We start from the raw sequence: 13659 nt of genomic DNA, 5'->3' as shown, positions 1-13659 counted from the left end.
GCGTGCGCAGGCTACAGCGCACGCCCAGATTCCGATCGGTGCGCCGGCAGCAGGTGCCGGCTGCGGTCAGCTGCCCGCGCCCACCCATTCGACAGTGCCATCGGCGAAGAACTGTTCCTTCCAGATAGGAACCTGCTCCTTGATCCGGTCCACAAGTTCAGAACACACGGTAAAGGCCTGGCCGCGGTGGGCTGCAGAGACGGCGCACACCAGCGCGGGATCACCGATTTCCAGCGTGCCGATGCGGTGGGCAGCCCAAATCCGCACGGGCTTGGTGTCATCCGCACTATCTGAATGCTCGGCAACCAGCCGGGCAACGACGTCGGCCATCACCTGGTGGGCCGTGGGATGGGCACTGTAGCTGAGGCGCTCCACTGCCTTGCCGCCGTCGTGATTCCGCACCACCCCGCTGAAGCTGACAACGGCCCCCGCGGTGTCCGACTCGACTGCGGCGATGGCCTGTGCCACGGAGATAGGCGCCGCACTCAGAACCGCGTGGACCACTTCGAAAACTGATTCAGTGCCCATGGCCGCCCTCCAGCTGGTCGCAAAGATGCCCGATCACCGGGTCGAGGACAGACAGCCCGTCCATCACGCCTTTCGGCGAACCCGGCAGGTTGACGATGAACGTCCGCCCGGCAGCTCCGGCGTGGCCGCGGCTCAGCGCCGCGAGCGGCGTTTTGGCCGCCCCGGCACGCCTGATTGCCTCCATGATGCCGGGAATTTCCCGGTCCAGCAGGGGCAGCGTCATGTCGGGGGTCCGGTCATCCGGGCTGAGCCCGGTCCCGCCGCTGGTGATGACGACGGCGGGGTGCTGGGTCAGCAGCGCACGGATCGCCGCCCCGACGGGTTCGCCGTCCGGGACCACCATGGCAGGGTAGGCCTCGAAGCCGTGTTCGGTGAGCCAGTCGATGATCACGGGGCCGGTCTCGTCGTCGTAGATGCCGGCTGCGGCCCGGGTAGAGGCGATCACAACTCCCGCCTTTCGGCCCTGCACCTCGCCGTGCGTGTGCGGCTCGTGATTGTTCGGCTCAGGCAAAAAGGTTTCTTCGGTGGTCTCGCTCATAGTGTCCAGTCCCCGCTCTTGCCGCCGCTTTTCGCCAGCACTTTGATGTCCGTCAGCACGGCGTGCTTGTCCACCGCTTTGATCATGTCGTACACGCTAAGGGCGGCCACCGACACCGCCGTCAGCGCTTCCATTTCCACGCCGGTGACGCCACGGGTTTTGACTGTGGCCAAAATGTCCACAGAATCGGCCCCGAGGTCGAAGTCCACGGTGACTTTCGAGATTGGCAACGGGTGGCACAGCGGGATGAGGTCAGGGGTCTTCTTTGCGGCCATGATGCCGGCAACCCGCGCCACCGCCAGGGCATCACCCTTCGGCAATCCCCCGGAGCCGAGCAGGCCCAGCACTTCATGCGTAGTGCGGACGGTGGCCGTGGCGGTGGCTTCGCGGGTGGTCTCGGCCTTGGTTGACACGTCCACCATCTGGGCGCTGCCGTCCCGGCGCAGGTGGGTCAGCGCCGGCGGGGATTGTTCTGGATTCACAGCATCCATACTTCCACCTCATCACCCTCGGCGAGCGCCGAGATGCCTGCCGGCACCTGCACGAGTGCATTGGAGCCAGCCAGTGCGTGCATCAGGTGCGAACTCTCGCCGCCTTCCAGCCGCACGGTGCCATCGGCTTGGAAGCTGCCGCGCCGGACCTGATGTTTGTGTTCAGGCGAGGTCAGGCCGTGGGCCAGCCGTGCGCGGATGGCGGTCCGGGCAACGGGCGCGCCAAACAATTCGGACAGCACGGGCCGCAGGAACATCTCGAAGGACACCAGGCAGCTCACCGGGTTACCCGGGAAACCCAGGAAAGGTACGCCGTCGAACGTCCCGATCCCCTGCGGGCCGCCGGGCTGCATCGCCACGTGGACGAACTCGGCGGACTGGCCTTCCATGGCCTGGCGGACTACTTCATAGGCTCCCTTGCTCACCCCGCCGGTGGTGACGATCAGGTCAACAGTGCCGGCGTGCCTGCGCAGCAGTGCGCGGAGTTCTTCGGGCCTGTCCGAGGCGATGGCCGTGCGCACCACGGCCAGGCCAGCCTGGCGCATGGCACTTTCGAGCAAGGTTCCGTTGGCGTCGTAGATCTTGCCTGCGGTCAACGGCTGGCCGGGTTCAACCACTTCGTCGCCGGTGGTGGCCAGCAGGACCTTCAAAGGCCGGTGTACGGTCACCTCACCGATGCCCAGACCTGCGAGCAATCCCAACTGGCCCGGGCCGAGGAAGCTTCCCGAGGCCAAGGCCCGCTCCCCCGCCGCAATGTCACTGCCGGCGGAGCGCACGAAGGTGCCGGCCACCGTCGCCGGCAACCACACCGTACTGGCTGCTCCCGGCGCGGGGAACCGGTCCGGAACGGCGGCTTCGACGGGTACGACGGCGTCCGCGCCGGCAGGGATCATGGCTCCGGTCATAATGGGGGCAGCGGTGCCGCGCTTGAGGGCCGCGGGCGTGGCACCTGCCGGAACGGGATCAACCACCCTCAGCTCCGCGCCGCCTTCTGGCAGGTCCGCGCTGTTGATGGCGAAACCGTCCATTTGGGAGTTGGCGAACGGCGGGAGGCTCAGGGGCGCCGCGATGTCACTGGCCAGGCCCTTACCCAGCGCAGCCCGCAGCGTCAGCGTTTCCGCTCCGGCTTCGGTCAGCAGCGGGGCCAGCAGCGCGGCGACGGCGGCGCGGTGCCGGGCTACGGACCGCGAGTGGTTCGGGGCATCGCCGTGCCGGGTAGGGGCATCAGCGTGCCGGGTAGGGGCATCGCCGTGCCGGGTAGGGGCATCAGCGTGCCGGGTAGGGGCATCGCCGTGCCGGGTAGGGGCATCAGCGTGCTGGTGCGGGGCGTGGCCGTGCTTGTGCGGAGGGCTGTGCATGGTCCTGCCTTCGGTGGGCGCCGTTTATGGATTCACGTCAACTCTAATGGTGTGGAAGCCGGTGGCTCCGTCCGGGGCAACGGACCGGCGTTCTTCAGCCTGCGGTTGGCTGTTGAGGTCCGTGGCGCGGACCTGGACCTCGTATTGGCCCGGCGCCAGCTCTATGCCCAGCTGCCACTGGTACCACGTGTCGCGCGAGATCCCCGGGGCGAGGTCAGCGGCCTGCCACGGGCCCCGGTTGACCCGCAGTTCCACCTTCCCAACGCCGGTGTGCTGCGCCCAGGCAACACCACCGAACATCACCGTGCCGGCGCTGACCCGCCGGCCTGTGCGGGGCACGTCGATCCGGGACGCCGTCCTGATGGGCCCGCGTTCGGACCAGCCGCGCGGAGTCCAGTAACCTTCCTCATCAGCGAACCTGGTGAGGCGGAGCTCCGTGAGCCACTTGGTAGCGGACACGTAGCCGTAAAGGCCCGGCACAATCATCCGCACCGGGAAGCCGTGTTCCAGCGGCAGTGGTTCCCCGTTCATCCCCACCGCGAGCATGGCGTCCCTTCCATCGGTGAGTGCCTCCAGCGGAGTGCCGGCTGTCCAGCCGTCGGAGCTCCTGGTCAAAACCATGTCGGCGCCGCTCTGCGGTCGGGCCAGGGCGAGCAGTTCGCGCACCGGCCAGCCGAGCCAGCGGGCGTTGCCGATCAGGTCGCCGCCCACTTCATTGGAGACGCAGGCGATGGTGACGTGCCGTTCGATCAGCGGCTTGGTCAGCAGGTCCGCCAGGTTCAGTTGAATCTCCTGGTCCACCATCCCCGTGACGCGGAGTGTCCAGGTCACTGGGTCGATGACCGGGACGATCAGTGCGGTGTCGATCCGGTAGAAATCCCGGTTTGGCGTGACGAGCGGCTGCATCCCGCCCAGGCCCACTTCGGCACCTGCCGGGATGGCCGGTGCTCCCGAAGCTGCGGGGGGCAGCTGCAGTTTTTCGCGGGCGGTGCTGATGCCTGCGGCCGTGCCCCGCCAGACGGCGGCAACAATCCCGCCAACAGCGGTGACTCCAGCAGTCGCTGCCAGGACCTGCAGGAAGGTGCGGCGCCCTGGAGTTCGCGCTCCCCCCGCTCCCCCCGCGCCTCCCGCGCCTCCCGCGCCTCCCGCGTACGCTGGCGCTTCTTCCTGGAGCCTGCGGACCAGGAACCGCAGGAGGAGCCCGCCGGCCAGAGCTGCCAGCAGCGGCACCGGAACGGCACCGGGAGTCAGCTGTGCGCGGGTAAGGACCGCAGCGAGACCCACTAGCCCAAACAGCGCCATCACGGCCACCCCAGCAAATTTCCTGCGGTGTTCCAGAATCCCTGCGAGAGCTCCGACGGCGGCAATCACCAGCAGCATCCCCACCACGAAAACCGCCTTGTCGGCAGTGCCGAACAAGGACACTGCCCACTCCTTAACGCCGGGCGGAAGAGCATCGATCATCACCCCGCCCACCGCCGTCAGTGGCGACAGGGATGGGCTCAACGGCCCCGCAAGCAACTCCCCGGCCACCACCGCGCCGACCGCGGCAACCACCCCTGACGCCGCAGCCCAGCGGCGGCTGCGTGGAGCCGCACCCTGGTTACCCGGCCGCACCTCGGAGCTCGCGCCGTCGTCGGCCATTTCCTGCAAAGGCTGGGATCTGTTCACTACTCCAGCATAGGTTCGCGGGCGCCCCGCGGCACCGGACCCCGCCGCTCATTGGCGCCAATTCGGCGCGAGGTTGGTCGGGGTTGCTGGCCGGCCATACGCGGAGGCCCAGGTGACGGGCGTCCCGGGTGTCATGCCCGTGGCAAAGGTGGCGTAGCCTGAACTCATGAGCGTTCAGCTAGGCATGCCTCAACCGCGCGACGGTGCGGGCCCGGGCGCGCCGCCGGCCCGTCCCGCTGGCACGCCCGTGGGGCTACTGGACCAGTACGGCCGCCGGGCCACTGACATGCGGCTGTCGCTGACAGACAAGTGCAATCTGCGCTGTACCTACTGCATGCCGGCGGAAGGGCTTGAGTGGCTGGCCAAGCAGGCGGTGATGTCGGCTGAGGAAATCGTTCGTATTGTCCGCATTGGTGTGGACCTGCTTGGTGTCCGTGAACTCCGGCTGACGGGCGGGGAGCCGCTGGTCCGGGCCGATCTCGTGGACATCATCGATGCTCTCCGCAACAACCATCCGGAACTGCCGATCTCCATGACCACCAATGGCGTTGGCCTGGACAAAAAGGCCGCCGCGCTCAAGGCTGCGGGCCTGACGCGCATCAATGTTTCCCTCGATTCGCTGCACGAAGAAACCTTCACTAAACTGACCCGGCGTCCGTTCCTGGACAAGGTGCTGGCCGGGGTCGACGCCGCCTGGGCCGCCGGCCTGGGCCCCGTGAAGCTCAACGCTGTACTGATGCGGGGCATCAATGACGCTGAGTCGCCGTCCCTGCTCGCCTGGGCATTGGACCGCGGCTACGAACTGCGTTTCATCGAGCAGATGCCCCTCGATGCAGACCACGGGTGGACGCGCCGGAACATGATCACGGCGGCCGAAATCCGTGCCCTGCTTTCGGTGGACTACGTCCTGAGCCCGGACCCTCGTGCCCGCGACGGTGCCCCGGCAGAACGCTTTGAAGTACGACGCCGGGTGGCTGGCCCGGAATTAACCGTCCGGTCAGCGCTGGGTGCTGAAGGTCCGGTGCTGGGCACCGTGGGAATCATCGCCTCCGTCACCGAGCCGTTCTGTTCGGATTGCAGACGCACGCGGATCACCGCTGAGGGCAAGATCATGAGCTGCCTGTTTTCGCGCGAGGAGTTTGATCTGCTGGGTCTTCTTCGCCAGGGTGCCAGCGATCAAGCCCTTGCCGAACGCTGGCAGGACGCCATGTGGGTCAAACCAAAGGCGCACGGCATGGATCACACGGGTCTCGGCGCCGCGGACTTCGTCCAGCCGGACCGCAGCATGAGCGCCATCGGAGGATGAATTTTTTGAACGTACGATACTTCGCCGCCGCGCGGGCCGCTGCCGGACTGGACGAGGAGCGCTTTGACCTGCCCTCAGGCGCAACCGTGGCTGAGCTGCTGCAGGCCGTCATTGCCGTGGACCGCGCCAAGCCGCCTACAGGAACCCCTCCCCTGCAGCGCGTCCTCTCCCGGAGCAGCTTCCTGCTCAACGAGGTAGCCGTCCGGGACCACACCACTGTGCTAAAACCGGGCGACGTGGTTGACGTACTGCCGCCCTTCGCCGGCGGATAGGGATATCGGCAACGGCTGCAGCGACAGTTGCCGTTAGCCCAGCATTACGGGTGGCTACGTGCACGTGACGGGCCGCCCTCAGAGTCATCCACGTAGCCGCTAATCCACGGGCCTTTTGTCGGCGCTTGCTGGGATGCTGTGGGTATGGGACGCAGAGCGGCAGTGAAGTCGGCGGAGGCTCTAGCGGTCTCTGCCACTGCGCTGGTTGCTTCTTGCGCGCCGAAGAATCGATCGGGTCCGGTGATGCCGACGCTGTGGGCATTGGCGGATGATTTCCGGACGGACTAGCTCGGACCGGCCGGATTGATGCCCAAGTGGCCGCCGTTCGGGTCCATCTGGCCGCCGGGTACGCCGGCGCAGCGGAGGCCATGGCGGACCTGTTGTCTCGCCGGAGGACTACACGGTTCAGGAGATGGCCTCTATAGCGGAGGTCGCCTGTGCGATGACGGTCAGTGAATCACTACGGCCATGCCGGTGAGATGACAGCTGGCCGGGTCCGGGCCAAGGCCCGGACCTGGCGGGAACGGCACCATCCGGTTAGCTTCGAGATACGACACATGAAGTGCGCCATCGACCGCCGGGTGCTGTTTTCCCCGGACCGGGACGGCATGGCCTTGCTGTCGGACTACCTGCCCGCGGATACTGCGTCCGGGATCTGGGAGCGGACCACCGCCGCCTCCCGGGCCATGCGGTGGCCGCAGCGTCGGTGTTCCTTCACCTTGGGCGCAGATGCTGATCACTGTTGACGTATCGCAAAGACGGCCACGCCGAGTTTGAGCTGCCCTAAGTGCACCGCTCTGCGTACGGCGCTGTGCCTAAAGCCATAGCCAACAGGGTCGCCCGACTGTGGACGCCGCAGGCATCAAATACTTGTTTGAACTGATCCTGAACGGTGTAGGTGCTGATGCCCAGGGCCGTCGCCATAGCAACGGTATCAACGCCCCCTGCACCGAGATCAAGCAACTCCCTTTGCCGTGGTGTCAGACCAAAGCTCCGGGCGAAAATATCCAGCCGCTCCTCAGGAGGACAAGCTTGGATAGTGACGGCCAACGGTGGCGTGGGCCCTGACCCAGCGGGACCCATCCGACTGGCCCTCAGAATGGCCCACTGGCCGGCCCCCAGATACGCGCGGGACCACGCAGGATGGCGATCCACCCCCGCCTCCACTGCCAACAGTTGGGCGGCGACATTCAATACCTCGGCCGGAACACGCTGGAAGGGCGACGGTCCGGCTTGGAGGAGTCCCAGCCATTCGTCGACAGAAACCGTGTCACCCACCACTGCCATGTCCTCGTCGAGAATCAGGACACCCTGTTGAGGCAAGTCAGCTCTCGGACGTCCGCCAACGGGCGAGGATAGGGGTGATGGAACTGGCCCGGCCCTGGAAAACTGCCTGGAGACTGACCGGCGGAGTGCCGGCGTCACTCGGCGGACTACCGCCGCCACGAATCGAACCTCTTCGGCAGTGAAAGCGCCTTGATCAACCGTCCGCCACAGATCAAGCCAGCCCCAGTAGCCATACTTGTCCGTGAAGCCCGCATACAGAACATCCGACACCCCATAGCGGTTCATCAACCTATCCCAGACAAGGCTCTGCGATGGATTGCCGCCTGTTTCGCTCAACAGTGTCGTCACGGGCGATTCCCTGCCCGCCAGCGTGGTCCAGCGCCCTACCGTCGTTAGGTACTTCAGCCGGATCAGCAGCGGCAGATCCTCCGGATACGGAAACCGGGCCATGGGGGAAATTCCAGTTCCCGTCACAGGGTCTGAAAGTGGCCAGACGAAGGCGCTGAACGGAATGACGCGGCCCAACTCGGCCAACACACCGGCACGCAAGGCGCGGTGGTCCGGATTCGAATCATCAAGGAGCCGGATCCGGTCCAGGATCCGGTCCCAAGACCTTGCGGTCGTCATTCCCACAGTATGCGCTCTGGGGACACCATCTCCCTGTGGGACAGTACCGCAGAATCCCGAGCAGTCCCCCAGAATTCTGGGATGGCCCGCGGACGGCCGGACACTTTAGGGTAAAAGTACCCACTTGAGTAATGCCACCGGTAACTGCGGATCCCGAGAACATCGCCGTCCGGCTAAGGAGAATCAGTCATGTACACACTTCACATAGAACATGGAATTAAGGACTTTGGTCTGTGGAAGCAGGCCTTCGACCGCGATCCGTTGAATCGGGCTGCGTCCGGGGTGGTCGGGCACAGGATTTCCCGGCCGGTGAATGACTCCAAATACGTCGTGGTGGAGCTCGACTTCAGTGAACTCAACCAGGCTGAGCAATTGCTGGCGAACCTGAAGAGCAAGGTCTGGAACTCATCGTCCGCGTCGCCAGCCCTCAACGGTGCGCCGCAGACGAGGATTCTCGAATCAGCCGGCTGATGACCAGAACGGCGAGATCGAGCTCCCAGTGACGCTGAAGACGTTCAGGCGCGGCGGCACTCGCAGGTCATGAACGGGCCAAAGCTGTGGCCCTCGCCGAGGCGCAGCCCGGCGGAGTAGGTCAGTACGCCGTCGGCAACCTGGAACGTGTGGCGCGCGGTCCCCCGGTCACTGTGCCGCTCCACGCGCAGGACCCCATCCACCCAAGTGCACCGGACCGGCGTTCCGGGGGGCAAGCCCGTGCTGTCGACGTAGTACCAGAAGACATCGTGGTGGTCGGGGTCGACAGTGAACACACCGTGGCCGTCGAAATGAGTGCCGTTTGCTTCAGTGTGCCGGTAGCTCTGTACTACGGCGAACCCTCCCGCCGCCCGCGTGAAACTGATTTCCGCCACTGCTGAGCGTTCAGGACCCCAAGCTGACGCTGCAAGACGTGTAGTCCCGCGCCAATGGCCCAGGAAGTCTTCCAACACGGCGTGCACCGTGCCCGGCTGCGGAGCATTCATGGCTACATTATCGCCGGACAGAGCGTTCCGAGACAGAGACCCTCGGGCTGGGACCGGGACTGGCTGCTCCAGGACAAAGGAACCGTGAGCCAACTGCAGGAAGGTGCCCGTCAGAGGCCGAACGTCTCAGTTTCCTCAAACGGGCCCACGACCGTGACGGTCCGTGGTGCGGCTGCCAGCTCCCGGGCAAGGTCCTGGACTTCCTGCGCCGTGACGGACTTGATAAGGCGCAGCGTTTCGTCGATGTCCTGGTATTCACCAGAGACGAGTTCTGCGCGGCCCAGGCGGGACATCCGGGAACCGGTGTCCTCAAGCGCCAGGACGATGCCGCCGCATAGCTGGCCCACGGCCTTGCGGAGTTCGTCGTCCGAGATTCCGCCTTCGGCGAGCTTGTCCAGCTCCAGCCCCAGCAGGTCAAGTACCTGGCGCACCTTGGACGGTGTGCACCCGGCGTACATGCCGAAGTAGCCGGCATCGGCATAGGACGAGGCAAAAGAATATGTGGAGTACACGAGCCCACGCTTCTCGCGGATTTCCTGGAAGAGCCGTGAGGACATGCCTCCACCCAGGACGGCGTTGAGCACGCTCATCACATAGCGGCGGTCATCCGTGGCAACAATCGTGGGGCAACCCATGATGATGTTGGCCTGTTCCACAGCCCGCTTGACCACATGCAGGCCAGCGGTGCCGGTGATGTCGGCACGCTCGGTGGAGCGGCGGTCTACGGGGGCGGCGGCGGGCTCCAATGACCACCCGGCTGTGTGGAGCGCATCCACCACAAGGCTGCAGACGACGTCGTGCTCCAGCCCTCCGGCGGCGGTGATGACCAGTTCGTCCGGGCGGTAATAGCGGCGGTAGTGCTCCCAGACCGAATCACGGGCGACGGCGCGGATGGCAGCCGGGGTGCCTCCGATAGGGCGGCCCAACGGGTGCTTACCCAGCACCGCAGCGACAAAGTTTTCATGTGCCACGTCGGTGGGGTCATCGCTGTCCATGGCGATTTCTTCGAGGATGACGTCGCGTTCCTGCTCCATCTCGGCGGGGTCCAGAACCGCGCCGGTAATCATGTCGGCGATGACGTCGATGGCCATGGGCAGGTCCGTGTCCAACACCCGGGCAAAGTAGCAGGTGCTTTCCTTGGCCGTGGCGGCGTTGGATTCCCCGCCGACCTCGTCGAACGCGGAGGCGATTTCGAGGGCGGTCCGGCGCTTGGTGCCCTTGAACAGGAGGTGCTCCAGGAAGTGCGTGGAGCCGTGCTGGCCCGGGGCTTCGTCGCGTGACCCGACCCCGACCCAGAACCCGATGGTTGCCGAGCGCTGGCCCGGCATCGCCTCGGTCAATACCCGCACGCCGCCGGGCAGCACCGATCGCCGGACAACAGAGCCGCCGTCGGAGCCGTGGACCAGGGTGTCACCGGGCTGGTTCTGCTCAAGCGGCAGGGGTACAACAGTCAATTGAAGCCTTTCAGGAGCGGCGGCCGGATCAGGCTGCCATCGTAACAGCGGCGGGACCGGTGGATCATCCACCGGCCCCGCCGATTCATCTGTGTGCAGCAGGATGCTACTCCGCTTCGGCAGCGCCCTCTGCGACGGAAGCGTCAACGCTGTCGCCAGCGCCTTCCTCTTCAGCCACGACGGGGGACAGCGACAGCTTGCCACGGTCATCGATCTTGGTGATTTCCACCTGGATCTTCTGGCCGACGGAAACCACGTCATCAACGTTGTCCACGCGCTTGCCGTTGGCCAGCTTGCGCAGTTCGGAGATGTGCAGCAGGCCGTCCTTGCCCGGCGTCAGGGAGATGAACGCACCGAAGGCGGTGGTCTTGACGACCGTACCCAGGTAGCGCTCGCCGATTTCGGGAACCTGCGGGTTGGCAATGGCGTTGATGGCGGAGCGTGCTGCGTCTGCAGACGGACCGTTGGTGGCGCCAATGTAGACAGTGCCGTCATCCTCGATGGAGATGTCAGCGCCGGTGTCTTCCTGGATCTGGTTGATCATCTTGCCCTTGGGCCCAATGACCTCGCCGATCTTGTCAACCGGGATCTTGACCGCGATGACGCGCGGCGCGAACTCGGAGAGGTCGTCCGGGGTGTCGATCGCGGAGTTGATGACCTCGAGGATGTGCAGGCGGGCTTCGCGGGCCTGCTTCAGTGCTGCTGCCAGGACCGAGGCGGGGATGCCGTCGAGCTTGGTGTCCAGCTGGATGGCCGTGACGAACTCTGCGGTGCCGGCAACCTTGAAGTCCATGTCGCCGAAGGCATCTTCGGCGCCGAGGATATCGGTCAGGGCAGCGTAGCGGGTCTGACCGTCAACCTGGTCGGAGACCAGGCCCATGGCGATACCTGCAACGGCAGCCTTCAGCGGCACACCAGCGTTGAGCAGGGAGAGCGTGGAGGCACAGACGGAACCCATCGACGTCGAACCGTTGGAGCTGAGAGCTTCAGACACCTGGCGGATGGCGTACGGGAATTCCTCGCGGGACGGCAGCACCGGCACGAGTGCGCGCTCTGCCAGGGCACCGTGGCCGATTTCGCGTCGCTTGGGCGAACCCACGCGGCCGGTCTCACCGGTGGAGTACGGCGGGAAGTTGTAGTTGTGCATGTAGCGCTTGCGCGTGACGGGCGACAGCGAGTCGATCTGCTGTTCCATCTTCAGCATGTTCAGCGTGGTGACACCCATGATCTGGGTCTCGCCGCGCTCGAAGATGGCCGAACCGTGCACGCGGGGCAGAACCTCAACCTCGGCGGTGAGCTGGCGGATGTCCGTCAGGCCACGGCCGTCAATGCGGATCTGGTCCTTCAGGATGCGCTGGCGCACAACCTGCTTGGTGACCGAACGGAATGCTGCCGACAGCTCCTTGTCGCGGCCTTCGAACTGACCGGCCAGGGCAGAAGTGGTTTCGTCCTTCAGCGCGTCCGTGGCAACATCGCGGTCCTGCTTGTCGGCGATCTGGAAGACAGCTGCCAGCTTCTCAGCAGCGGCGGCCTCGACAGCAGCGTAGACGTCGTCCTGGTAATCCAGGAAGACCGGGAACTCCACGGTCGGTTTCGCAGCGCGTGCGGCCAGGTCAGCCTGGGCGTCGCACAGTGCCTTGATGAACGGCTTGGCGGCCTCAAGGCCCTCGGAGACAACCTCTTCGGTGGGAGCGGTGGCGCCCTGTTCCTTGATGAGGTTCCAGGAGTTGTCGGTCGCTTCGGCTTCAACCATCATGATGGCGACGTCGTCGCCGGCAACGCGGCCGGCCACAACCATGTTGAACACGGAGTTTTCGAGCTGGGAGTGCTTCGGGAAAGCAACCCACTGCGAACCCTGCTCGTCAGCTACGAGGGCAACGCGGACGCCGCCGATCGGGCCGGAGAACGGGAGGCCGGAGAGCTGGGTGGACATGGAGGAGGCGTTGATGGCCACCACGTCGTAGAGCTCGTCGGGGTTGATGGCCAGGACGGTCACCACAATCTGGACCTCGTTGCGCAGGCCCTTGACGAAGGCCGGACGCAGCGGGCGGTCCATCAGGCGGCACGCCAGGATGGCTTCGGTGGACGGGCGGCCTTCACGGCGGAAGAACGAACCCGGGATACGGCCGGCGGCGTACATGCGCTCTTCAACGTCAACCGTCAGCGGGAAGAAGTCGAAGCCTTCGCGCGGGTGCTTGCCCGCGGTAGTGGCGGACAGCAGAGCAGTGTCTTCGTCGATGTACACCATGGCTGCGCCGGCTGCCTGCTTGGCAAGACGGCCGGTTTCAAAGCGGATTACGCGCTTGCCAAAGCGGCCATTGTCAATGACTGCTTCTGAGAACTGGATTTCGGGACCCTCCAAGAGAGTCACCTCCGTTTCATGATTCACGGAGCCCAGCCGCATCAACCCAGGCCAGCATCTGTTTACTGGCCTGCACTGCACCCGGTCATCGATCGAGACCCACGGGCCGGGGCTTCCATCGTGGAAGCCGTTCCCGGGGATCACTACCGAGGACCGCGAATGCGTGATGCGGTTGATCCTCCTGTTTAATTTTCTTCTGAAGAAGGCGGCCCGATCCACAAGGAAAGGGCCGCCCCTAAAGCCTGACTAGCGGCGCAGGCCGAGACGCTCGATGAGCGCACGGTAGCGGGAGATGTCAGTGTTCTTGAGGTAGGTGAGCATGCGCTTGCGACGACCAACCATTGCCAGCAGACCGCGCTGGGTGTGGTAATCGTGCTTGTGCTCCTTCATGTGCTCAGTCAGATCCTTGATCCGCTGGGTCAAGACTGCAACCTGGACCTCCGGCGAACCGGTGTCGCCCTCGGACGTTGCGAAATCCTTGATGATGGACTGCTTTACAGCGGCGTCAAGTGCCACAATAACTCCTAGCGATGTGCCGTGAGGCCCGAATCAGTACTTCACTGCCGGGTCTGCCCGCGCAGGAATTCCCTTGATAACTGGGGCTTTCCACGCATGGCAGGAACCAGCCGCCACGGACTGCAGCCGGATCCAACGTTCAGTTTAGCGGGAGCGCCGCAATCTTGTCGAAACAGCCAGGGCTATTTCAAAGTCCGGTGAGGTTCCGGGCGATTTCCGGATCGCGTCCGGCAGTCCGCATCGCCTTGGCAATGCCCCGGGTTCCGGCCAGG

The 13659-nt window shown here is 65.2% G+C and carries 14 protein-coding genes; 4 read left to right on the top strand and 10 right to left on the bottom strand.

All coding sequences use genetic code 11. From position 1 onward, the window contains the following. Positions 1–66 precede the first annotated feature (66 nt). From ABIB27_RS15915 to ABIB27_RS15895, 5 genes are read right to left on the bottom strand one after another with little or no spacing between them, the layout of a single operon-like run. Positions 67–528, bottom strand: a complete 462-nt coding sequence (locus ABIB27_RS15915) for a molybdenum cofactor biosynthesis protein MoaE (RefSeq protein WP_354217471.1) — start codon at positions 526–528, stop codon at positions 67–69. After that, the gene (locus tag ABIB27_RS15910) at positions 518–1066 is read right to left on the bottom strand and encodes a MogA/MoaB family molybdenum cofactor biosynthesis protein (RefSeq protein ID WP_354217472.1); all 549 of its coding nucleotides are present in this window, start codon (positions 1064–1066) and stop codon (positions 518–520) included. The genes ABIB27_RS15915 and ABIB27_RS15910 overlap by 11 nt, the downstream gene beginning before the upstream one ends. Then, complete coding sequence (gene moaC, locus ABIB27_RS15905; RefSeq protein WP_354217473.1) at positions 1063–1557, bottom strand: cyclic pyranopterin monophosphate synthase MoaC; 495 nt, start codon at positions 1555–1557, stop codon at positions 1063–1065. The genes ABIB27_RS15910 and moaC overlap by 4 nt, the downstream gene beginning before the upstream one ends. Continuing rightward, a complete protein-coding gene (locus tag ABIB27_RS15900) occupies positions 1545–2915 on the bottom strand; it encodes a molybdopterin molybdotransferase MoeA (RefSeq protein WP_354254240.1) in 1371 nt (456 codons plus the stop codon). The genes moaC and ABIB27_RS15900 overlap by 13 nt, the downstream gene beginning before the upstream one ends. 24 nt (positions 2916–2939) lie before the next feature. Continuing rightward, the gene (locus ABIB27_RS15895) at positions 2940–4379 is read right to left on the bottom strand and encodes a molybdopterin-dependent oxidoreductase (protein WP_502909246.1); all 1440 of its coding nucleotides are present in this window, start codon (positions 4377–4379) and stop codon (positions 2940–2942) included. A 373-nt stretch (positions 4380–4752) separates the two neighbouring features. On the opposite strand from ABIB27_RS15895, the gene moaA reads away from it, so the two are divergent. From moaA to ABIB27_RS15880, 3 genes are all read left to right on the top strand, one after another. Next, positions 4753–5892, top strand: coding sequence for a GTP 3',8-cyclase MoaA (gene moaA, locus ABIB27_RS15890; RefSeq protein ID WP_354217475.1), 1140 nt, complete (start codon positions 4753–4755; stop codon positions 5890–5892). A 5-nt stretch (positions 5893–5897) separates the two neighbouring features. Next, complete coding sequence (locus ABIB27_RS15885) at positions 5898–6164, top strand: MoaD/ThiS family protein (RefSeq protein WP_354217476.1); 267 nt, start codon at positions 5898–5900, stop codon at positions 6162–6164. A 452-nt stretch (positions 6165–6616) separates the two neighbouring features. Next, positions 6617–6910, top strand: a complete 294-nt coding sequence (locus tag ABIB27_RS15880) for a hypothetical protein (protein ID WP_354217477.1) — start codon at positions 6617–6619, stop codon at positions 6908–6910. 37 nt (positions 6911–6947) lie between these two features. Here ABIB27_RS15880 and ABIB27_RS15875 read toward each other — a convergent pair whose 3' ends face one another. Next, the gene (locus ABIB27_RS15875; RefSeq protein ID WP_354254238.1) at positions 6948–8078 is read right to left on the bottom strand and encodes a helix-turn-helix transcriptional regulator; all 1131 of its coding nucleotides are present in this window, start codon (positions 8076–8078) and stop codon (positions 6948–6950) included. A 189-nt stretch (positions 8079–8267) separates the two neighbouring features. Here ABIB27_RS15875 and ABIB27_RS15870 point away from each other — a divergent pair, with 189 nt between their 5' ends. Next, positions 8268–8549 carry a hypothetical protein gene (locus ABIB27_RS15870; protein WP_354217479.1) on the top strand — a complete coding sequence of 94 codons (282 nt, stop codon included), beginning with the start codon at positions 8268–8270 and terminating at the stop codon, positions 8547–8549. A 44-nt stretch (positions 8550–8593) separates the two neighbouring features. Here the strand turns inward: ABIB27_RS15870 and ABIB27_RS15865 are convergent, their stop codons facing one another. The 4 genes from ABIB27_RS15865 to rpsO all read right to left on the bottom strand — a co-directional run bounded on the left by ABIB27_RS15865 (position 8594) and on the right by rpsO (position 13387). Then, a complete protein-coding gene (locus ABIB27_RS15865; protein WP_354217480.1) occupies positions 8594–9055 on the bottom strand; it encodes a DUF1579 domain-containing protein in 462 nt (153 codons plus the stop codon). A 110-nt stretch (positions 9056–9165) separates the two neighbouring features. Further along, on the bottom strand, positions 9166–10509 hold the full coding sequence (locus tag ABIB27_RS15860; protein ID WP_354217482.1) for a M16 family metallopeptidase: 1344 nt from the start codon (positions 10507–10509) through the stop codon (positions 9166–9168). A gap of 106 nt (positions 10510–10615) precedes the next feature. Next, positions 10616–12871 carry a polyribonucleotide nucleotidyltransferase gene (locus tag ABIB27_RS15855; protein ID WP_354217488.1) on the bottom strand — a complete coding sequence of 752 codons (2256 nt, stop codon included), beginning with the start codon at positions 12869–12871 and terminating at the stop codon, positions 10616–10618. Positions 12872–13117: 246 nt separating this feature from the next. Continuing rightward, positions 13118–13387: a 30S ribosomal protein S15 gene (gene rpsO / locus ABIB27_RS15850; protein WP_354217483.1), complete on the bottom strand. Its 270-nt coding sequence runs from the start codon at positions 13385–13387 to the stop codon at positions 13118–13120. Between the last annotated feature and the right edge of the window lie 272 nt (positions 13388–13659).

It is taken from the genome of Arthrobacter sp. UYEF21, assembly GCF_040546085.1.
Classification (GTDB): domain Bacteria; phylum Actinomycetota; class Actinomycetes; order Actinomycetales; family Micrococcaceae; genus Arthrobacter.
This window is presented reverse-complemented; position numbering and strand designations above follow the sequence as displayed.